Annotated in this window: 18 protein-coding genes and 2 pseudogenes; 8 read left to right on the top strand and 12 right to left on the bottom strand. The window is 71.8% G+C overall.

The window, feature by feature from the left end; translation table 11 throughout:
- Positions 1-118 precede the first annotated feature (118 nt).
- On the top strand, positions 119-955 hold the full coding sequence (locus K7396_RS05750) for a hypothetical protein (RefSeq protein ID WP_086719331.1): 837 nt from the start codon (positions 119-121) through the stop codon (positions 953-955).
- 71 nt (positions 956-1,026) lie between these two features.
- Here the strand turns inward: K7396_RS05750 and K7396_RS05745 are convergent, their stop codons facing one another.
- From K7396_RS05745 to K7396_RS05715, 7 genes and pseudogenes are all read right to left on the bottom strand, one after another.
- Positions 1,027-1,866, bottom strand: a complete 840-nt coding sequence (locus K7396_RS05745; RefSeq protein WP_086719332.1) for an amino acid ABC transporter ATP-binding protein — start codon at positions 1,864-1,866, stop codon at positions 1,027-1,029.
- Complete coding sequence (locus K7396_RS05740; RefSeq protein WP_086719336.1) at positions 1,863-2,648, bottom strand: amino acid ABC transporter permease; 786 nt, start codon at positions 2,646-2,648, stop codon at positions 1,863-1,865. Before K7396_RS05740 ends, K7396_RS05745 begins: the two co-directional genes overlap by 4 nt.
- A gap of 19 nt (positions 2,649-2,667) precedes the next feature.
- A complete protein-coding gene (locus K7396_RS05735; protein WP_086719333.1) occupies positions 2,668-3,465 on the bottom strand; it encodes a basic amino acid ABC transporter substrate-binding protein in 798 nt (265 codons plus the stop codon).
- A gap of 140 nt (positions 3,466-3,605) precedes the next feature.
- A complete protein-coding gene (mmuM, locus tag K7396_RS05730; RefSeq protein WP_086719334.1) occupies positions 3,606-4,526 on the bottom strand; it encodes a homocysteine S-methyltransferase in 921 nt (306 codons plus the stop codon).
- A gap of 107 nt (positions 4,527-4,633) precedes the next feature.
- Entirely contained in the window at positions 4,634-7,639 is a 3,006-nt protein-coding gene (locus tag K7396_RS05725) for a glycoside hydrolase family 2 TIM barrel-domain containing protein (protein ID WP_086719337.1), read from the bottom strand.
- Positions 7,640-7,703: 64 nt separating this feature from the next.
- A pseudogene (locus tag K7396_RS05720) lies at positions 7,704-8,188 on the bottom strand (hypothetical protein); the annotation flags it as partial.
- A 20-nt stretch (positions 8,189-8,208) separates the two neighbouring features.
- Positions 8,209-8,694, bottom strand: coding sequence for a hypothetical protein (locus K7396_RS05715; RefSeq protein ID WP_086719335.1), 486 nt, complete (start codon positions 8,692-8,694; stop codon positions 8,209-8,211).
- Between the two features lie 565 nt (positions 8,695-9,259).
- Between K7396_RS05715 and K7396_RS05710 the strand changes: the two genes are divergently transcribed.
- Entirely contained in the window at positions 9,260-9,442 is a 183-nt protein-coding gene (locus K7396_RS05710) for a hypothetical protein (protein WP_152104360.1), read from the top strand.
- Between the two features lie 580 nt (positions 9,443-10,022).
- Here the strand turns inward: K7396_RS05710 and K7396_RS05705 are convergent.
- Positions 10,023-10,805, bottom strand: a complete 783-nt coding sequence (locus K7396_RS05705; protein WP_152104361.1) for a hypothetical protein — start codon at positions 10,803-10,805, stop codon at positions 10,023-10,025.
- A 121-nt stretch (positions 10,806-10,926) separates the two neighbouring features.
- Here K7396_RS05705 and K7396_RS05700 point away from each other — a divergent pair, with 121 nt between their 5' ends.
- Positions 10,927-11,169, top strand: coding sequence for a hypothetical protein (locus tag K7396_RS05700; RefSeq protein ID WP_223659675.1), 243 nt, complete (start codon positions 10,927-10,929; stop codon positions 11,167-11,169).
- A 100-nt stretch (positions 11,170-11,269) separates the two neighbouring features.
- Positions 11,270-11,464 (top strand): annotated as a pseudogene (locus K7396_RS05695) (oxygenase MpaB family protein); the annotation flags it as partial.
- A 242-nt stretch (positions 11,465-11,706) separates the two neighbouring features.
- Here the strand turns inward: K7396_RS05695 and K7396_RS05690 are convergent.
- Positions 11,707-12,354 (bottom strand): class I SAM-dependent methyltransferase, encoded by a 648-nt coding sequence (locus tag K7396_RS05690; RefSeq protein ID WP_152104362.1) that lies wholly within the window; start codon positions 12,352-12,354, stop codon positions 11,707-11,709.
- Between the two features lie 403 nt (positions 12,355-12,757).
- Here K7396_RS05690 and K7396_RS05685 point away from each other — a divergent pair, with 403 nt between their 5' ends.
- Entirely contained in the window at positions 12,758-13,372 is a 615-nt protein-coding gene (locus tag K7396_RS05685; protein ID WP_086719932.1) for a GTP-binding protein, read from the top strand.
- Positions 13,373-13,423: 51 nt separating this feature from the next.
- Here K7396_RS05685 and K7396_RS05680 read toward each other — a convergent pair whose 3' ends face one another.
- Positions 13,424-13,852: a PPOX class F420-dependent oxidoreductase gene (locus K7396_RS05680; protein WP_086719934.1), complete on the bottom strand. Its 429-nt coding sequence runs from the start codon at positions 13,850-13,852 to the stop codon at positions 13,424-13,426.
- Between the two features lie 165 nt (positions 13,853-14,017).
- Between K7396_RS05680 and K7396_RS05675 the strand changes: the two genes are divergently transcribed.
- Together K7396_RS05675 and K7396_RS05670 are read left to right on the top strand one after the other, a co-directional pair.
- Positions 14,018-14,425 (top strand): roadblock/LC7 domain-containing protein, encoded by a 408-nt coding sequence (locus K7396_RS05675; protein ID WP_086719936.1) that lies wholly within the window; start codon positions 14,018-14,020, stop codon positions 14,423-14,425.
- A 79-nt stretch (positions 14,426-14,504) separates the two neighbouring features.
- Positions 14,505-15,407, top strand: coding sequence for a DUF6397 family protein (locus K7396_RS05670; RefSeq protein ID WP_223659674.1), 903 nt, complete (start codon positions 14,505-14,507; stop codon positions 15,405-15,407).
- Here the strand turns inward: K7396_RS05670 and K7396_RS05665 are convergent.
- Positions 15,338-16,207, bottom strand: a complete 870-nt coding sequence (locus tag K7396_RS05665; protein ID WP_086719938.1) for an acyl-CoA thioesterase — start codon at positions 16,205-16,207, stop codon at positions 15,338-15,340. The two genes, K7396_RS05670 and K7396_RS05665, sit on opposite strands and share 70 nt — an antisense overlap.
- 52 nt (positions 16,208-16,259) lie before the next feature.
- Complete coding sequence (locus K7396_RS05660; RefSeq protein WP_086719940.1) at positions 16,260-18,773, bottom strand: DEAD/DEAH box helicase; 2,514 nt, start codon at positions 18,771-18,773, stop codon at positions 16,260-16,262.
- A 1,162-nt stretch (positions 18,774-19,935) separates the two neighbouring features.
- Here K7396_RS05660 and K7396_RS05655 point away from each other — a divergent pair.
- Complete coding sequence (locus tag K7396_RS05655; protein WP_086721037.1) at positions 19,936-20,727, top strand: metal-dependent hydrolase; 792 nt, start codon at positions 19,936-19,938, stop codon at positions 20,725-20,727.
- Positions 20,728-20,745: the final 18 nt, after the last annotated feature.

The following is a 20,745-nucleotide window of genomic DNA, read 5'->3' as shown; positions in this document are numbered from 1 at the left end:
TAGGGTGGCTTGCTGACTGCCGCCAACGGTGCCCATGGGCCGGATGTTTCAGACACGGAATGTGCCGGGCCGGTCGCCGGGCCCCCGAAAACCGAGCAAAGAAGCGATCACCTCCACCATGAGCTTTCCTCCGCCTCCGCCCCCGAACCAGCCGCAGCAGCCGCCCCACGGTGCCCCGGGCGGTTTCGGCCCGCCGGCCGGCGGCCCCGGACCGGGCGGCCAGGGCCAGGGCGGATACGCCCCGGGCGCCTACGGTCCGCCCGGCGGCCCTCAGCCCGCCGGCGGCTTCGGCCCGCCCGCGGGCGGCTACGGCCCCGCGGGCCCCGGCGGCTGGCAGCAGCCGCCCGGCCCGCCCGGCGGCGGCAACGGCAAGACCATCGCGGCGATCATCGGCGGCGGGGCCGTCGTCCTGGCCGCCGTCATCGCTGTCATCGTGGTCGCCAACAGCGACGACGGCGGCAGCAACAACCGTGCCCAGCCGTCCGGTTCGAGCGCCTCCGCCACACCGTCCGAGAGCGCCTCCGCCGCGCCCTCCTACGACCCCACCCCCACCGCGACGCCCGCCGGCAGCGACGCCGGGAGCGGCCTGCCGACGCCCGCCGACGGCCGCATACCCTTCTACCTGCTGAAGACCGGCGACTGCTACGACCTGCGGGAGGGCGGCGGCGGCAACAACGACAGGGCCTCCTGCACCGGCCCGCACGACGCCGAGGTGGTCACCGTCCACCGCCTCGCCCCCGGCCTGACGACCGAGACCGGCATCAGGTCCAAGGCGTCCGCGCTGTGCCGTGACGAGCTGGAGCACACGGCGGCCCGCCAGCCCGCGGGCACGGCCGAGGGCACCTACGTCCAGTACCCCACCCTCAACGGCTACAAGATCGGCATCAAGACCGTCACCTGCAGCCTGACGGGCAACAGCACCGGCACCAAGAAGCTCACCAGGCCGCTGTCCTGAGCCGCACGGTCACCGTCGCCGGCACCGCGCCGGCGACCGGACGGCCCCGGGCAACGCACGCCCCGGGGCCGTCAGCGATCGGCGCGCTTCCCCGCCGCTCCGGTGTCCGTGACCTCCCCGACCTCGGCGGCCGCCGGATCCAGCACCCGCGCCAGGAACGTCCGGGTCCGCTCGTGCCGCGGGGCGCCCACCACCTGCTCCGGAGTGCCCTCCTCGACGATCACCCCGCCGTCCATGAACACCACCCGGTCGGCGACCTCGCGCGCGAAGCTCATCTCGTGGGTGACCACGAGCATCGTCATCCCCTCCTGCGCCAGCGCCCGCATCACCGCCAGCACATCGCCGACCAGCTCCGGGTCCAGCGCCGAGGTCGGCTCGTCGAAGAGCATCAGCTCCGGGTCCATGGACAGCGCACGGGCGATGGCCACCCGCTGCTGCTGCCCGCCCGACAACTGCGCCGGATAGGCCGACGCCTTGTCGCTCAGCCCGACCCGTTCGAGGTTGGCGCGGGCGATCCGCTCCGCCTCGTCCCGGTCACGGCGCAGCACCCGCCGCTGGGCGATCGTCAGGTTCTCCAGCGCGGTCAGATGCGGAAAGAGGTTGAACGCCTGGAAGACCATCCCGATCCGCCGCCGGACCCGGTCGATGTCCACGTCCGGGTCGGTCACCTCGGTGCCGGCCACCGTGACCCGGCCCGCGCTCGGCTCCTCCAGCAGATTCACACAGCGCAGCAGGGTCGACTTCCCCGACCCCGAGGGCCCGATGACACACACCACCTCGCCGCGGGCCACCGAGAAGTCGATGCCGCGCAGCACCTCCAGTTCGCCGAACGCCTTGCGCAGGCCCTGGACGTCGATGGCCTTCGCGTCCGTCGTCCCCGGTGCCGCCTGGTCGGTCGTCACGCCGCTCACCTGGCCTTCGCCGTACGGGCCTCCAGCCGACGGACCAGCTGGCCGAGCGGGAGGGTGATCACGAGGTAGAGCAGCCCGGCGATCAGGATCGGGGTCAGGCTCTTGTGTTCGTTGAGGGCGTCCCGGCCGAAGTTGGCCAGCTCGAACTGGGTGAGGGAGAGCCCCAGCAGATACACCAGCGAGGAATCCTTGGTCAGCAGGATCAGTTCGTTGGTCAGCGGCGGCAGCACGATGCGGAACGCCTGCGGGATGACGATCGAGACCATCGCCCGCCCGTGCGACATCCCCAGCGAACGTGCCGCCTCCGTCTGCCCCTTGGGAACCGCCTGGATACCGGCCCGGATCGTCTCCGCCATATAGGCCGCGCCCACCAGCCCGAGCGACAGCATGACCGTGACGTTCATGTCGAGCGCGACCTCGAAGGCCAGCGGCACACCGAAGCCGAGCGCGATGAACACCAGCAGACAGGGGATGCCGCGGAAGAACTCGATGTAGGTGACCGCGATCCAGCGGTAGGGCGGCACCGACGAGAGCCGCATCAGCGCGAGCACCAGACCGAGCGCCAGCCCGAAACCGAAGCCGAGCAGGGTGTAGAGGACGGTGTTGACCAGCGCGGTGGTGATGATGTCGGGGAACAGTGCCTTGGCGACCTCGACGTCGAAGAACGCCATCCGCAACTGGTGCCAGTCGGCGACCAGCGCGAAGACCACCACGGCGAGGACCAGCACGCCGTACTGCACACCGCGGATCACCCGGGCACGCTGTCGTTTGGACAAGGACATGACGGACATGACGGCGGCCTCAGCTCTGCGGGGTGGTGCCGAACCACTTCTTGTAGATCCGGTCGTACGTCCCGTCCGATTTCGCCTTCTTGATTGCCGCGTTGATCTTCTTCCGCAGCGCGTCGTTCCCGGTCCGCACGCCGATGCCGTAGTGCTCACCGGTGTTGAACTCCGCGGTGACCGCGGTGTCCGGGTTCTGCTTCACATAGTCGAAGAGCACACCGTTGTCGTTGATGCCGGCGTCGACCTGCCCGGACTTCACGGCGGTCAGCAGCAGCCCCAGGTCCTCGAACTCCACCAGCTCGACGCCCTTGCCGTGCTTCTTGGCGTAGATCCCGCCGGTGGTGGCCTTCTGGTAGCCGAGCTTCTTGCCCTTGAGGTCCTCGACCTTCTTGAAGGGCTTGCCCTTCTTCGTCAGCAGCGCCTGGGTGGCGTTGAAATACGGGTCGGAGAAATCCATGACCTTGTCCCGCTCGGGCGTGATCGTCATGCCGGCGGCGGCCAGATCGCATGTGCGGATGGTGAAGTCCTGGCCGGTCTCGATGCCTTCGAAGGGCGTGTTGACGATCTCCTGCTTCACCCCGAGATCCTTGGCGACCAGATCCACCAGATCCACATCGAACCCCACGACCTTGCCGTCCTTCTTCACCTGGAACGGGGCGTAGGGAAGGTGGGTGCAGGTCTTCAGGGTCCCGGAGGAGACCAGTTCCAGGCCGCCGGAACCCTTCTTCCCGCCGGACGTGGTGCTGCTGCACCCCGACAGGACGGCGACGGCCGCGGCAACGGCTATGACAGGCAACGCGGAGCGAGCGGACACGGGCCCTCCAGGGGCAGGATGAACATCAACCAAGCCATGCGTGCTGCGATGTGGCTGCATCCTGCCACCGGCCCGGGGCCCTGTCTCCGCCGCGTCGGTTGCGTCTGTGTAACGCCTTCGGCCCGCGACCGGGCCACCCGTCAGCGGCCGAGCCCCGCCGCCAGCGAGGCGATGGCGTCCGGGCCCACCCGGCAGCAGCCGCCGATGAGCCGGGCCCCGTCCGCGGCCCAGGCGGCGACCCGGTCCGCCCGGAACGCCGCCTCGCCGCACCAGGCCCGCGCCCCGGCGTCCCAGCTCTCCCCGCTGTTGGGGTAGACCACCACCGGCTTGCCGGTGACCCGCGCCGCCAGGCGCACCGCCCGGTCCGCGTCGTCCGGCGCGCAGCAGTTCACCCCGACCGCGATCACCTCGTCGGCGCCGGCCGCGACCGCGAACGCCTCCGTCAGCGGCTGCCCGGCCCGGGTGCGGTCCCCGGCGACGCTGTACGACAGATAGGCCGGCACCCCCAGTCCCCGCACCGCCCGCAGCAGCGCGCGGGCCTCCTCGGCGTCCGGCACCGTCTCCAGCGCCAGCACATCGGGCCGCGCCGCCGCCAGGACCTCCAGACGCGGCCGGTGGAAGCGCTCCAACTCGTCCACCGACAGGCCGTAGCGGCCGCGGTACTCGGAGCCGTCCGCCAGCATCGCGCCGTACGGGCCCGCCGAAGCGGCCACGTACAGCGGCCCGGCCACCCCGCCGGCCGACGCCCGCCGGGCCGCCTCGCGGGCCAGCTCCACGCTCCGGCCGAGCAGCTCCGCGGCCCGCTCCTCGCCGATGCCGCGCCGCGCGAACCCCTCGAACGTCGCCTGGTAGCTGGAGGTGATCGCGACCTGCGCCCCGGCCTCGTAGTACGCCAGGTGCGCCCGCACCACCGCTTCCGGCTCCTCGGCCAGCAGCCGCGCCGACCACAGCGCGTCCCCGAGGTCGTGCCCGTCGGCCTCCAGCTGGTTGGACAGCCCGCCGTCGAGGACGACCGGTCCCGCGGCGAGGGCGTCGGCGAGCGGCGGGGACGTGCTGACCATGGTGCGAAGCCTCTCCGTGCTGCGGGACGCGTGGGTGCTCACGCCTCACATCGGATCGTATCCCGGGCCGGTGACAACGCCCCTGGCCGCAGGGGGCGCCGCGGGGCTCAGCGCAGCGACGCGAACACGAACGAGAACCGGGCCGGGGCCGCCTCCAGCCGGTGCTGCGGCAGCACCCCAGGACCGCACGACTGGCTGCCGATGCCGTGCTGCGCGTGGTCGAGATGGAGCCACAGGTGTTCGCCGGGCCGCAGATCCGTGGTGTGGCGGGCCGCGGCCAGTTCCTCGGTCGACCACCGGCGGGCGGTGAGGTAGAAGTCCGGATCGCCCTCGATCCGCAAACCGGAGCCGTCCGAGCGGGTCAGCTCCGCCCAGCGCACACCGGGCCTGGCACCGTTCTCCTGCGGCCGCACATACGGCGTCTGCAGCGCGTCCACCGGCAGCGACCAGCGGCCGACCCGCGCGGCCGACCGGGTGTCCGGATAGCCCTCGCCCGGCCCGCCGCCGAACCACTCGGCCCGGCCCAGGCTGCCGCACACCCCCATCCGCACCCCGAGCCGCGGCAGCGGCACCGGCCACTCGCCCTCGGGATCGACGCTCAACTCCAGCCGCAGCAGCCCCTCGTGAGCCGTCCAGCGGTACACCGCGCGCAGCGCCAGCGGCGAGCCGGCCGGGGCGACCCGGGTCCGCACCAGCACGGCGTCCCGGCCGGCCTCGACGGCATCGACCCGGTGCCGCATCCGGTGCAGGCCGGCCCGCCGCCACTCGGTGGCCGGCCGCGGCCCCGGCTGCCACGGCGCGGCCTCGTCGTTGTCGGTCGGCGCCCGCCAGACGTCCACCCGGGGGCCGCCGATCCGCACGCCGTCCAGATAGGCCAGCGTCCCCGTGCCCGCGTCGAAGGTCCCCGGGCCCAGGACGATCACATTGCCCTCGCCGCGGCGGGGTACGGCGGTGGCCGCCGGGGGAGCGGCGGCCGGGCGGGGGGCCGCCGGCAGCTGGCCCCAGGCGACCTCGTGCCCGGCCGGTGCCCAGGTGGTGTCCCGGCGCAGCACGGCCCGCACCGTCCAGAACGCCTCCTGGCCGTCGTCCGGTTCGGGCGGCGGCGCCGTCAGCCGCTCCACCACCGACTCGCCGGGCGCCGGCGGCGGCACCTCCAGCCATCCGGACCCGCGCGGGTCACCGTCCACCTCGTAGGTCCACAGGAAGTCGAGGTGCCCCAGATCGGCGAAGTCGTGGAGGTTGGTGATCCGCACCGCGCCCGCCGCGCCGCCCGCGGCCTCGATCCGCACCGGTTCGACGACCTTCTTCAGCTCCACCAGCCCCGGGGAGGGCACCCGGTCGGGAAGGACCAGCCCGTCGCAGACGAAGTTCCCGTCGTGCAGCTCCTCGCCGAAGTCCCCGCCGTAGGCGTGGAAGACCTCGCCGGACGGCGTCCGCTGCCGCAGCCCGTGGTCGATCCACTCCCACACGAAGCCGCCCTGGCAGCGCTCGTAGCGCTCGAACAGCCGCTGGTACTCGGCGAGGCCGCCCGGCCCGTTCCCCATCGCATGCGCGTACTCGCACAGCAGGAACGGGAGGCGGCGGCGCCGGGCGTCCAGCTCCGGATCGGGCAGCGGCGCCTCGGCACGCCGCCCGATGCGCTCCACCTCGGCGTGGTCGGCGTACATCCGGGAGTAGACATCGGTGTCGGCGCAGCTGGGGTCGCCCTCGTAGTGCAGCGGCCGGGACGGGTCGCGCTCGCGCATCCAGGCGGCCATGGCGGACAGCCCGCTGCCCGTACCGCACTCGTTGCCCAGCGACCACAGCACGACGCTGGGGTGGTTCTTGTCCCGCTCGACCATCCGCCGGGCCCGGTCGAGCAGCGCCGGCTCCCAGCGCGGGTCGTCCACCGGATTGTCCCGCCAGCCCTGCCCGCCGAACCCGTGCGTCTCCAGATCGCACTCCTCGACGACCCACAGGCCCAGCTCGTCGCAGAGGCCGAGGAAGGCGGGGTGCGGCGGATAGTGGCTGGTGCGCACCGCGTTGATGTTGTGCCGCTTCATCAGCAGCAGGTCGCGGCGCATCGTCTCGGGATCCAGGGCCCGTCCGTAGCGCGGATGGAACTCATGGCGGTTGACGCCGCGCAGCAGGATCCGGCGGCCGTTGACCTTCAGCAGTCCGTCCTCGACGCGGACCGTACGGAACCCGATCCGCAGCGGGATCCGCTCGCCGGCGGTGGCCAGTTCCCCGTCGTAGAGGTGCGACGTCTCGGCCGTCCAGCAGCGCACCGGCACCGTCGCGCTCTCCCCGGTCGCCAGGTCGAGGCCGAGCGACGGCACCGTGACCCGGCCCGCGGGCGCGCACTCCACGCGCAGGGTGCCCAGGCCCGTGCGGTGATCGAACCCGGCGTGGACGAAATGGTCGGCGACCGATCCCTCGGGACGCTGGTGGAGCGAGACCTCCCGGAAGATGCCGGGCAGCCACCACTGGTCCTGGTCCTCCAGATAGCTGCCCGACGACCACTGGTGGACCCGGACCGCCAGCACATTGCCGCGCGGCCGCAGCAGCGGCCCGACCGCGAACTCGTGCGGCAGCCTGCTGCCCTTGAAATGGCCCAGCTCCTGCCCGTTGAGCCAGACCCGGGCACAGGACTCCACCCCGGCGAAGTGCAGCACCGCGGGCCCCGCGCCCCACTCCTCGGGCAGGTTGAAGACCTGGCGGTGATCGCCCGTCGGGTTCTCGTCCGGCACCCGCGGCGGATCGACCGGGAAGGGGTAGGCGGTGTTGGTGTACGCCGGTGCTCCGTGCGGCTGCGCGCCGCCGCCCCCGTAGGAGCCCTCGGCGGCGAAGCGCCCCTGGAGCACCCAGTGGCCCGGCACCCGCAGCTCCTGCCACTGCGCATCGTCGAAGTCCGGGCGGGCGAACGCGTCGTCCTCGGTGGCGGCGCCCGCCGAGAGCCGGAACCGCCAGCGGCCGTGCAGCGAGAGGCGGGCGGCGTCCGAGCGCGCGTACCAGGCACGCGGCGGCAGGACCCCGCTTCCCGGCGAGCGGTCCTCGTAGTACGGGAGGCGGCCGGGGCGGTGCGGAGTGCCGCCCGCCCCGTCGACGGTCCGTGGTGCAGGTGCGTACGACATGTCGTGCGGCGGGGTGCCGGTCACTGGTCCTCCTGCTGCGGGCGAGGTGCCTGGCGGTGGGGGATCAGCTCAGCGAATCATGCGCGGACCCGCGGCGCAGCCGGATGGGACGGATTGGCCGGAGCCGCCTCGGACCCGCGGCCCACCCCGGCGGCGAACGGACCTGGGCGGCACCGGGGTGGACCCCCTCGCGTGCGGACGGATGCCACCACAGCCCGGGCGTCCCGCGGCACCGGCAGCACCCCTCCCCGAACCAGTACGCCTCCTCGACGTGCGGGTGCCCGCAGAGGACGAACTCCTCGATGCCCACCAGCCGGTGATACTCCACGATCCGCTCGACCACCTCCGCACGGCTGCCGGCCGGCGGGTGCCCGCCCCGCCCCGTACGAGCCCGATCCCGGCCCACAGATTCGGCGCCACCTCCGGCCCGTCCGTCCGGCCGCCGTGCAGCGTCGGCATCCGGCGCTGCCCTTCCGACTCGCTACGGGCCGGCCCCGCCCGCACCGCACGGATCGCCTCCGGGCCGAAGCCGTCCAGCGGCCGCCGCGCACCGCAGCCGTCGGCCGCAGTCACCTGACCTGCGGGTCCGCGAGGACAACGACGCGATCGGCCTCGACAACGAATCCGAGCACCGGACGGCCGGAGTCGCCCTCCGGTTCCATCAGCACCGGCTTCCCCAGCCGCCGTCCGATCTCCCGGAGGAAGCCGCAGAACACGTCCAGTCGCTCCTGGCCCTGCAACTCCCGCAGGTCCACATCGAAGTCGACTTCATCGTCGGCATGAAAACGGAAGATCGCCAGGACATCGACAGCCGGCCAGACCCGCAGGCCCGGACACTCAGCATCCGGCGGACGGGACAGAACGACTTCCGCCCGAGGCACCGGAAGCACCCTCTCTCCTTCGGAGTACTGGCACTTCCAGCCCCTCTCCACAACAAGATCGAGGACTTCCTGCCAGTCCTCGACCGAGGCATTCGGGACCCGCACATCCGGCAACGACCCCATCAAGGCCGGGTCGAAGAAGCCCTTCACGTCATCCCACAGCAGGCCGGTCACCTCGCCATGCTGCCCGGCTCACCGATCCACCGCACCCCCGTTTCCCTCGAACCATGGACATCGGGTACCCCTCGCGCCGTGAGCTGCAGCGCCGGTACGGACGCGCCCCCAGAAGGCGGCAGCCGGACGGGTGCCATGAGCAGCCCCACGCGAGTGACCACAGGGACCCCTCCACAGTCGTCAGGGCAAGGTCCGGGCACGCACCCAGGAACACCCCCACCGCCTCCCTCCGCCAGAACGGTCTACAGCCGCGCCGCCACCTCACCCGCCGTACCCCCTCCGCCATCCGCCTCCACCACGCCCCGGACATCGCGCCGCCCCAGGGCCACCCGCCCCTCACCGCAGCTCCGACAGCAGAAACCCGCCGCCCAGCCACCTTCAGCAAGGAGAACCGGTCCGGCACTACCACCGAGAGGAGCCACCAGGGGCACTACTCAAGTTTGACTACTGCCCTCGGCGCGCCCGCGAGTGCAGGGCGGGCCACCCACCCCTGGAACCTGCGAGACGAAATCGGCGTTCAATGGAGTACACAGATGCGGCGTACGCCGCGGAAGGGGCGTGAAGGATGTCCACACAGGCGAAGGTCGCGGTCGGCGGCGTCGCGGTGGGAGTGATCCTGCTGTGGCTGCTGCCCTTCTGGGCGGCCCTCTTGGTCATAGTCGGAGTCCCGGCCGTCGCATACCTGACACTCGACGCCTCCCAACGACGCCGCCTCCGCCGCGTCAGCCGCAAACAGATCGGCCGCTGACCGAGCGCCCCCGCCCCGCGCCCTCACGCCGGCGGCACCGCCCGGTCCGCCCCCGTGGGGGGGTGCCCCTTACTCGTCCCACCGACCGGCGACGGGTCCGGCCGGTCCCACGCCCCGGCGGCACGCAGGGCATGGGGCCGGGTGCACGGTTCTTGTCCGCTCCGGTTGGCCAGCGGGACCGACGCTGGGGGCGAGGCTTGGCCGGAGCCCGACGCGCTTGGTCGGTGAGGGACGGTGCCACCGGGCCGCAGTCGGCAACGTCGGACGGCCGGAAGGGATGTACCGGGACCCGCCCGCAGGACCGGAGCGAACGCCGGGTCGATCTATCCACGTACCAGATGCGCCCGCGCCGTGGGGGCACCTCCCGGCCGAAGGCTGGGGGAGGGTTCCGGTGCGTCCCCTCCGGCCCCCGCGGCACTCACGAACTCCGGACGACGCCACCCCCCACCGGACGTGCTCTTTAGATCCCGCGGCGACTACGAGCCCCGCACGACACCAGCCCCACCCGACGTCCGTAAACCCGAGACCCCGGCCTCACTCACCGCCAGGCAGCAACGTGCCTCCGCAGCCTCTCGGGCCCTCAAACCGGCCGAGCCGCCAACTCCTCCAGCGACGCCAACAACCCGGGCAACTCCGGTCCCCGCCCCACCGGATGCACTTCCCCCGGCTCCTCGTCCAACAGCACAAACGCGATGTCATCCGTACGAGCCACCATGCTCCACCCCGGCCCGTCCACCCGCAGCGTCCGCGCCTCCCCGGCCGCGAACGACGACCGCACCCGCCCGGGCGGCGGCGGCTCTTTCACATAGCCGCGCGCCTCCTCCAGCACCCGCCGCACCCCCTTGTGCGCATGATCCCCGGGCTCGGCAAAGCTGTCCTCGTCATCCACCTGCTCGCGCCAGGCCGCCCACTGCATGGCGATCTCGTCCGCGCCGAGCCTCCGTTGCGCGGGCCCCCACTCCTCGGCGTCCGGCGGCGTCAGCGGCTCCGGATCGCCTTCCTGCGGCTCCGGATCGTGCGGCTGCGGCACTTCCGGCGCCGCCACGGCGAGCGAGAGGGGCCAGCCGGGCAGCGCCCCGACGATGCTGTCCTCCCCGGGGGAGAGGTCGTACTCCATCCCGCAGTCCCAGGCCGCGATCGCACAGGCCACCAGCGACACGTCCTCCGTCGCCACGGTCCAGCGCGCGCCGTTGCCGTCCTGACCGAGGACCAGCCCGTAGCCCTCCGCATACGGTTCGAGGCCGAGGCCCGCACACACCTCGGGGTAGTCGTCGCCGAGCACGCTCGGGAACTGCGCGGGCGTCAGCAGCACCGCCGTCAGCACGAACAACTGGTCGTTGTCGGCGCTCTCGGTCGTGGGCACGCGGGCCTCCCCATCCAATCCATCGCGGAGTATGTCGGCGCACCCTAATTGGCTTGGTGCGGCCTTGTCACCAGCCGTACGCTGCGCGGATGTGTTTTCACAGCAGCCGGATGCACGTCGTGTGCCTGTCCTGCCGGGCCGCGTGGAAGAAGACCACGGCCGCACGGGGCCCGGCCGCTGCCCCCAGTGCCGCGCCGAGCTGATCGACGCGGGCGCCGACCTCGCGGTCCCCAAGCGGCGCGACAACGCCGGCTGGCGCGCCCTGGAGGCCGTCCTGCGCGCGGGGCTGACCTTCCACGACGGCTGCTGCGGCACGGGCCCCGCTACCGCCCGCGCACCCCACGCGAGGTCCGGGAGCGACTGACGCTCGCCGACCGCACCGGCCTGCCCGTCCAGCGCGCCCTCGCCGTGGCGGACCCCACCATCACGGACCGCTACGGCCCCACCGCCCGCACCCCGAGGCCCGCAGCCACGACATCAGCAACGACGAAATGCGCTATGGCCTGTGCACGTTCGTGGTGATGCCCAAGCGGTGGCTCGACGCCTACGGCTGGCGGCGGCTGTCCGCACACGAAGAGCAAGCCGTCGCCGTCTGCTACCGCACCCTCGGCCGCCGCATGGGCATCACCGGACTACCGCAGACCTACGAGGACTTCGAGCTCCGAACTCGGCACCTTCCCCACCACCGGCCGCACGGGAAGCTGCCCGCTGCCGCACGGCGAGGACACCACGCCGCCACCGAAGTGAGGGACTGAGCCGTCAACCCGGCGGAGCCCACCGACGTGTGCGGCGGAGCCACCAACCCGGCGCAGCCCACCAACCCGGCGCAGCCCACCGACGCGGGAGGCGACCCGGCTACCCCACCGACGCGGGAAAACCCCGAGCCGCCCCCCGCTACCCGCTACCCCCGCCGCACCGCCACCGCCAGGTACCGCGCGTCACAGTCCTCGTACCGCACCAGCTCCCATCCGCACTCCGCCAGAAGGGGCCGCAGATTCGGCTCCGCCCGCAGATCGTCCGGGGTGATCGGACGGCCCTTGCGGGCGGCGAGCGCGGCCCGACCGATGGGATGGAAGAGGGCCAGCCGGCCACCGGGGCGGACGGTCCTGGCGAGTTCGGTGAGGCCGCCCGCCGAGTCCGGCAGGTGGGAGACGAGCCCGGCGGCGAAGACCGCGTCCAGCGCGCCGTCGAGGAGCGGCAGCCGGGTCACGTCGGCGAGCAGCAACGCCGCACAGCGGTCGCGTCCGGCCCGTACGGCCTCCGCCAGCATCTCGGGCGTGAGATCGGCGCCCAGCACCGTCCCGCGCGGCCCCACGGCGTCCCTGAGCGCCGGCAGCGCGCGCCCCGTGCCGCATCCGGCGTCCAGCACCCGGTCGCCCTCCTGGAGGCCCAGTTCGGCGACGCCCGCCGCGTACGCGGGACCGTCGTCGGGGAACTTCGCGTCCCAGCCGGCGGCGCGCGGCGCGAAGAATGCCCGGACCTCGTGCGGACGGTCCGCACGGTGATCCGCGGGGCGGTCGGCGTGGTGGTCGTCGCGGTGGCCGGTCATCGGGCTCCTCCAGGGCAAAGCGGTCGGCGAGCGGGGCAGTACAGGCATACAGGACTCCCGCGAGAGCGATGGCCGCCACGACGCCCAGGCGGACCACCGGGACCGGCTCCGCTTCGTCCGGCCCCCTGAGAGGGCGAAGGCACCCCGCGAGGGCGGAGACCCCTTGCGAGGGCGGCCGACCCTCCCTTCCCTCACCCCAACTACCACGAATACGCCGGTTGTTGAGCATCTTGATCCGAAGACGTGGCGGCTTCGGCGAATCCGGGGAAAACCCGACCAGCGGGGGGTACGGTCCTCGCCATGGATTGCGGTCGGCCCTCCGCCGCCGAAGGCTCCCCTCGCCGAGCCGTGGATCCGTACACCCTGTGACGCGCAGGACCCTGCATCCTGGAGGAGACGGCAGATGAACGCCGCACATGGGGCCCCGGAGGGCGCGGCCCCGGACCCCGACGCCGAACTGGCCCTGAAGATCTTAGTCGCGGGCGGCTTCGGCGTGGGCAAGACGACCCTGGTGGAGTCGGTCAGCGAGATCCACCCGCTGCGCACGGAGGAGCGGCTCAGCGAGGCGGGCGAGACGGTGGACGACACCGGGGGAGTGGACAGCAAGGGCACCACCACGGTGGCGATGGACTTCGGCCGCATCACCATCAGGCAGGGACTGTCCCTCTACCTCTTCGGCACCCCCGGGCAGGACCGTTTCTGGTTCCTGTGGGACGACCTCTCGGAGGGGGCGCTGGGCGCCGTGGTGCTGGCCGATACCCGGCGGCTGGAGGACTCCTTTCCGGCCGTCGACTACTTCGAGCGCCGCGCGATCCCGTTCCTGGTGGCCGTCAACTGCTTTGCGGAGGCGCGGTCCTACGGGGCCGACGAGGTGGCCCGGGCACTGGACCTGGACCGCGGCACCCCGGTCGTGCTCTGCGATGCGCGCGACCGCGATTCCGGCAAGGAAGTGCTGGTCCGGCTCGTCGAGCACGCGGGGCGGCGGCACTCGGCCCGGGTGCCGGACCTGGTGGGGTGAACCGGCGGGCGGAGGTGGCGCGGAGACCGGACGGCGCGCGCCACGCGCCCCTCAGCTCGCGACGCCGGTGAAGGCGACCACCTTGTCGACCCTGATCCGGACGACCACCTCGCCCGGCACGCCGTTGCGGGCGCCGTACTCCTCCGCGCGGTCCTCGCCCATGTAGCGGGCCGCGATCCGGGTCGCCCAGTGCCGCACCTCCGCCAGGTCGTCGCCGATCTGCGCCGTTCCCTGCACGGACACGAAAGCGAACGGCGGCTGTTCGTCGTCGACGCTCAGCGCCACCCGGCCGTCGCGGGCGAGGTTGCGGCCCTTGACCGTGTCGGCCCCGGTGTTGAACACCAGGTCGTCGCCGTCCAGGAGGAACCACACCGGGGCGATGTGCGGGCTGCCGTCGGCCCGTACGGTCGCCAGCTTGCCGGTACGCGTGCCCTCGGAAAGGAACCTGTGCCACTCGTCCTTCGTCATCTTGTGTGCCATGCCGACATTCTCATCCATGCGGTGCACACACGCGCCGTGTGGCACGCCGGGCCATAGGGCCGCTTGCCGAGACGGCGGAGGTGGGACAGGCTGGCACGGCAGTTCGCGGACCGCGGGCTGACGTCCGGCCACGCGTGCGGACGGCGACACGGGGAGGAAGCAGCAATGGCATTGAGCAGCGGACTCGACTGGCTGCTGGACGATCTGACCAAGCGGGTGCAGAAGGTGCGGCACGCGTTGGTGCTCTCCAACGACGGGCTGGTGACCGGGGCGAGCGAGGCTCTGGCGCGGGAGGACGCCGAGCATCTCGCGGCCGTCGCCTCGGGGCTGCACAGCCTCGCGAAGGGATCGGGGCTCCACTTCGGGATCGGCCGGGTGCGCCAGACCATGGTCGAGTTCGACGACGGCGTGTTGTTCGTGACGGCGGCGGGGGACGGCAGCTGTCTGTGCGTGCTCGCCGGCGCCGACGCCGACATGGGCCAGATCGCCTACGAGATGACGCTGTTGGTCAACCGCGTCGGGGAGCATCTGGGCGTCGCGGCCCGCCAGCCCGAGAGTTATCCACAGGCCTGAGGCGGGGTTTGACCCGCTGTCACCACCCACGGCTATGGTCGTCACTGTCAGTGATGGAATGAGTTGCGGGGGAAACGACATGACAGTGGTGTGCGACGGACAACAGACGTTCACGGCCGGGCGAGCCGCCCGTGAACTGGAGCTGAGGACCGGCGAGTTCGAGCTCGCCACCCAGCTCGGAGAAGTACGGACAGTCGCGGCCGGGGCCGGGGCCGACGACCGTCCGGGAGGGGCCGGATCGCTCGGCCGGCGCCGGGTTCCGGCGGAGGAGATCGCCCGGCTCCAGGCCGAGCCGGACTTCCCGGACGCGCTGCGCGAACGGGTCCGCACGGTCAGCACGACCGAGGCCGCGGCGCTCATGGGCATCGGGCCCGGCCGGGCGGTGCGACTGACCCGGGCCGGCTGCCTCGGCCCCGTCCGGTTCTATGTGAACCGTTTCGGCGCGGTGGTCTGGCTCTATCTCGCGGCCGAGGTCGCCGACTTCGCGGAGCGCGAACCCGACCTGATGCGGGGCAACACCCCCGCGGCGATGCGGGTGATGCTCGACAGCGGTCAGGACTGGCGGGCGCGCCAGTGGCGCAGCAGGCGGGTCACCCAGCTCATGGGGCAGACCGACGACCCCTGGGAAACGGCAGCGGTGATCGCCGCCGTACTGCCGCCGGAAGAGCTCGCCTCGGTCGCCGAGAACCCGCTGGAGCGGTCCCTGCTGCGCCGCCTCCGGCCCACCATGGCCTCCGTGATCACGGCGACCCCGGCCGCCCGCGAATCCTTCGAGCGCGTCCTGACGGCGGAGGACTTCGACGAAGTGCTCTGGTACCGCGTCCACCTCTCCCGGTGCCTGGAGCGGGCCCGCAGGGAGGAGCCGGGACGGGTGCGGACCCCGGCCGCCGCGTCCTGCGCCGCCCGCCCGGTTCAGTCGCCGAGCTTCCTGAACAGCCCTTCCTGGACGACCGAGACCAGCAGCCTGCCCTCCCGGTCGTAGATCCGCCCCCGGGCCAGGCCGCGGCCTCCGGTGGCGATCGGCGACTCCTGGTCGTAGAGGAACCACTCGTCCGCGCGGAACGGACGGTGGAACCACATCGCATGATCGAGCGAGGCCATGTCGAACCCGCGCGGCCCCCAGAGCGGCTCGACCGGGATGCGGACGGCGTCCAGCAGCGTCATATCGCTGGCGTACGTCAGCGCGCAGGTGTGCACGAGCGGATCGTCGCCCAGCGGACCGACCGCGCGCATCCACACCGCGCTGCGAGGCTCCGCACCTTCGATCTCGTCCGGCGTCCAGCGCAGCCGGTCGGCATAGCGGATCTCGAACGGCATCCTGCGCGCCATCCGCTCCAGCGACTCGGGCAGGTCGTGCAGCGCCTCGCGGACCTCTTCCGCAACCGTCGGCAGCTCCTCCGGGTCGGGCACCACCCGACGCAACGGCAACTGATGATCGAAGCCGGGTTCCGGCTTGTGAAAGGAGGCGGTCAGATTGAAGATCGTGCGTCCCTGCTGGACGGCGACTACCCGGCGGGTGGTGAAGGACCGCCCGTCGCGCACCCGCTCGACCTGGTACACGATCGGCACCCCGGGCCGGCCCGGCCGCAGAAAGTACGCATGGAGCGAGTGGACCGGGCGGTCACCCTCCGTGGTCCGCCCGGCAGCCACCAGCGCCTGGCCGGCTACCTGCCCGCCGAAGACCCGCTGCAACGATTCCTGCGGGCTGCGGCCCCGGAAGATGTTCACCTCGATCTGCTCCAGATCCAGCAGATCGACCAGCTTTTCGGCGGGATTGGTCATGACCGGTGGCCCTCCGTCAGATCCATCGGCGGCCTCGGTCGAAGCCGTCGCCTCACAACTGACCCACATCCGTGACCCGCACCACCGCGCGCCCCTCCTCGTCGGAGGCGGTCAGGTCCACCTCCGCGGAGATGCCCCAGTCGTGATCACCGTTCGGGTCGGCGAAAGTCTGCCGCACCTTCCACAGTCCGTGCTCGGCGTCTTCCTCAATCTGCAGCAGCTTCGGGCCGCGCGCGTCCGGACCGGTGCCCAGCTCGTCGTATTCATCCCAGTAGGCGTCCATCGCCTCGCCCCAGGCATCCGCGTCCCAGCCGGACTCGGCGTCCATCTCGCCGAGCTCCTCGACCTTGTCCAGCGCCGCCAGCTCCACCCGCCGGAACATCGCATTGCGCACCAGCACCCGGAAGGCCCGCGCGTTGGCCGTGACCGGCCGGACCTGATCGGCCCGCTCCGCGGCCTGCTCCGCCGTCTCCACCTCGGGATTGGCCAGCTGCTCCCACTCGTCCAGCAGACTGGAGTCGACCTGCCGCACCATCTCGCCCAGCCAGGCGATGATGTCCTCGAAGTCCTCGGACTTCAGATCGTCCGGCACGGTGTGGTCCAGCGCCTTGTACGCACTCGCGAGGTACCGCAGCACGATCCCCTCGGTGCGCGCCAGCTCGTAGAAGGACGTGAACTCCGTGAAGGTCATGGCGCGTTCGTACATGTCGCGGATGACCGACTTCGGCGACAGCGGGTGGTCGCCGACCCACGGGTGGCTCTTGCGGTACAGGCCGTAGGCGTGGAAGAGCACTTCCTCCAGCGGCTTGGGGTACTCGACGTCCATGAGCCGTTCCATGCGCTCTTCGTACTCGACGCCGTCGGCCTTCATCTGGGCGACCGCCTCGCCCCGCGCCTTGTTCTGCTGCGCCGCCAGGATCTGCCGGGGATCGTCCAGCGTGGACTCCACGACCGAGACCATGTCGAGCGCGTAGGACGGCGACTCCGGGTCGAGCAGGTCGAACGCGGCCAGGGCGAAGGTCGACAGCGGCTGGTTGAGCGCGAAGTCCTGCTGCAGATCCACGGTCAGCCGGACGATCCGGCCCTCCGCGTCCGGCTCCGGCAGCCGCTCCACGATCCCGCCGTCCAGCAGCGACCGGTAGATCGCGATGGCCCGCCGGATGTGCCGCAGCTGGTTCCTGCGCGGCTCATGGTTGTCCTCGAGCAGCTTGCGCATCGCCACGAACGCATCGCCCGGCCGGGCGATCACCGACAGCAGCATCGCGTGGGTCACCCGGAAGCGGGAGTTCAACGGCTCCGGATCGGAAGCGATCAGCTTCTCGAAGGTGTTCTCACCCCAGTTGACGAAGCCCTCCGGCGCCTTCTTGCGCACCACCTTGCGGCGCTTCTTCGGGTCGTCGCCGGCCTTGGCGAGCGCCTTCTCGTTCTCCACGACATGCTCGGGAGCCTGCGCGACCACGAAGCCCGCGGTGTCGAACCCGGCCCGGCCGGCGCGGCCCGCGATCTGATGGAACTCCCGCGCCCGAAGGGTCCGCACCCGCGACCCGTCGTACTTCGTCAGCGCGGTGAACAGCACCGTGCGGATGGGCACATTGACGCCCACACCCAGGGTGTCCGTGCCGCAGATGACCTTCAGCAGCCCCGCCTGCGCCAGCTTCTCGACGAGCCTGCGGTACTTCGGCAGCATGCCGGCGTGGTGCACGCCGATGCCGTGACGGACATAGCGCGACAGGTTGCGGCCGAACTTCGTGGTGAACCGGAAGTTCCCGATCAGCTCCGCGATCTGGTCTTTCTCGGCACGCGTACACATGTTGATGCTCATCAGCGCCTGCGCCCGTTCCACGGCGGCGGCCTGGGTGAAGTGCACGATGTACACGGGGGACTGGCGGGTCTCCAGCAGCTCCGTGAGGGTCTCCGTCAGCGCCGTGGTGCGGTACTCGTACGACAGCGGCACCGGCCGCGTCGCCGAGCGCACCACCGACGTCGGCTTCCCCGTGCGCCGGGTCAGATCCTCCTCGAAGCGCGACATGTCGCCGAGCGTCGCCGACATCAGGATGAACTGCGCCTGCGGAAGCTCCAGCAGCGGAATCTGCCAGGCCCAGCCGCGGTCCGGCTCGGCATAGAAATGGAACTCGTCCATCACGACCTGGCCGATGTCGGCGTCCTTGCCGTCCCGCAGCGCTATCGAGGCGAGGACCTCGGCGGTGCAGCAGATGACCGGTGCGTCGGCGTTGACCGAGGCGTCACCGGTGAGCATGCCGACGTTCTCGGTGCCGAACAGCTTGCACAGGTCGAAGAACTTCTCCGAGACCAGCGCCTTGATGGGAGCGGTGTAGAAGGTGACCTGATCATTGGCGAGCGCGGTGAAGTGCGCGCCGGCCGCCACCAGGCTCTTACCCGAGCCGGTCGGGGTGGACAGGATGACGTTCGCCCCGGAGACCACCTCGATCAGCGCCTCCTCCTGGGCAGGGTAGAGCGCGATGCCCTGCTGCTCGGCCCAGCCCGAAAAGGCTTCGAAGAGGGCATCGGGATCGGCGTCGTTCGGGAGATGATCGATGAGGGTCACGCCCCCATACTGCCTGTCTTCGGCCCGGATCAGGGAACCGGCGACCCGACCGGAGATCAGCTGAAGATCGACAGCGTCCTCGGTTGCCTGACCGGACGGCCTCCAGAACCCGTCGCCACGCCTCCGATATCGACCCGCTTGGCCCTTTTGGCGGCCCTGACCTGCGAATATACACCCGTCCTCGGCGCGGGCGGGGGAGGGGCGGGTCAAGGGGCCCTCACCCTCCGTGTGACATCGGGGGCGCGTGGTTGTCATCGCCTTCATCCGCTGGGCTGCTGTGCAGGTAGCGGGTGGTGGAGATCACGCAGCGTTCGCACCGCAGGTGTGGAGGAGGCGGACGGTCGGGGCGGGGTGGGTGTCGAGGGCGGTGGGGCGGGGAGCGAAGCGAGCCGGAAAGGGGAAGCGGGCAGAAAAGGAGGTAATGGGGCAAGCAGGGTGGCTCGGGCAGGTGGCTCGGGCAGGTGGTCCGGGCGGGTGTGGAGGCGCGGCGGGCGGTTTGGGCAGGCGTTGCGGGCAGGAGGTTCAGTCAGGCGGTCCGGGCGGGAGGCCCAGATGGGCGCGGACGCGCGGCCGGGGGCGGGTGCGGCAGCCGGGCTATTGGCGGCGTCGCAGGCAGGGGCAGCAGGGAGGTGGAGGCCCAGCGGGGATGTAGAGGTCGTGGGGGGAGACCCGCACCGGAGCATTCCCCAGGCCGGCGAAGGGGGCTCGGGCGAGCTCCGGAGGGGCTCACCGACCCGCTGGAGCTGGCTCACCGGCCTCCAGCCGGGGACCGCCGGGCGGTTTCGAAGGTGGTGTGGAGGGCCAGAGCGGTAGCCGTCCGCCGCCAAGGGCATCGCGAGCCAACGTAGTTGGCGCAACGCTCAGGCCGGGATCCGGCGGCGGCGACCGGGGCAGACGCCGGAGGGCGCGCTGCGATGGGCAGTTGTCCCGTTCGGCAGGGCCTGTCCGGTGGCCGGAGCCGGTGGGCGGAACCGGTGGCCAATGATGCCGGGGTTCGGCAGGCGCTCTCATGCTGGTGGTTGGCTCACCCCCTCCTCGTACGGAGATCATCTGACGCTACGCTGAGTCGCCGACCGGGCGTCAGTGGCGCGGCTCAGCAGTGCGCGGGGCACACCGTCCGCGCGGGACAACGAGCGCAAGAGAACAAGGGGTGGGAACAACCATGATGGGACCGGCGCACTCGCTGTCCGGGGCCGCGGCCTGGCTGGGGGTGGGCGCGGCGGCCGCTGCCGCCGGACATCCGATGCCCTGGCCGGTGCTCGTCTGCGGAGCCCTGATCTGTGCCGGTGCGGCACTCGCCCCGGACCTCGACCACAAGTCCGCGACCATCTCGCGGGCCTTCGGACCGCTTTCGCGGTGGCTGTGCGAAGTGGTCGACGCCATCTCGCACGCCGTCTACAAGGCGACCAAGATGCGCGGCGACTCGAACCGCAACGGAGGCCACCGCACGCTCACCCACACCTGGGTCTGGGCCGTGCTGGTCGGCGCCGGGATGTCCGTGCTGGCGATGCAGGGCGGCCGTTGGGCGGTGCTCGGCATCCTCTTCGTCCATATGGTGCTCGCCATCGAGGGGCTGCTGTGGCGGGCGGCGCGGGTCTCCAGCGATGTGCTGGTGTGGCTGCTGGGCGCTGCCTCGGCCTGGATCCTGGCCGGCGTTCTCGACCAGCCGGGCAACGGCGCGAGCTGGCTGTTCAGTGAACCGGGGCAGCAGTACCTCTGGCTGGGGCTCCCGGTCGTTCTCGGAGCGCTCGTCCACGACATCGGTGATGCCCTGACCGTCTCGGGCTGCCCCATCCTGTGGCCCATTCCGATAGGCCGCAAGCGCTGGTACCCGGTCGGCCCGCCCAAGGGGATGCGCTTCAAGGCCGGCAGCTGGGTGGAGTTGAGGGTGCTGATGCCGGTCTTCATGGTGCTGGGCGGCGTCGGCGGCCTGAGCGCGCTCGGTTACATCTGACGTACGAGGACGTACGGC

This window comes from Streptomyces angustmyceticus (assembly GCF_019933235.1).
Taxonomy (GTDB): Bacteria; Actinomycetota; Actinomycetes; order Streptomycetales; family Streptomycetaceae; genus Streptomyces; species Streptomyces angustmyceticus.
This window is presented reverse-complemented; position numbering and strand designations above follow the sequence as displayed.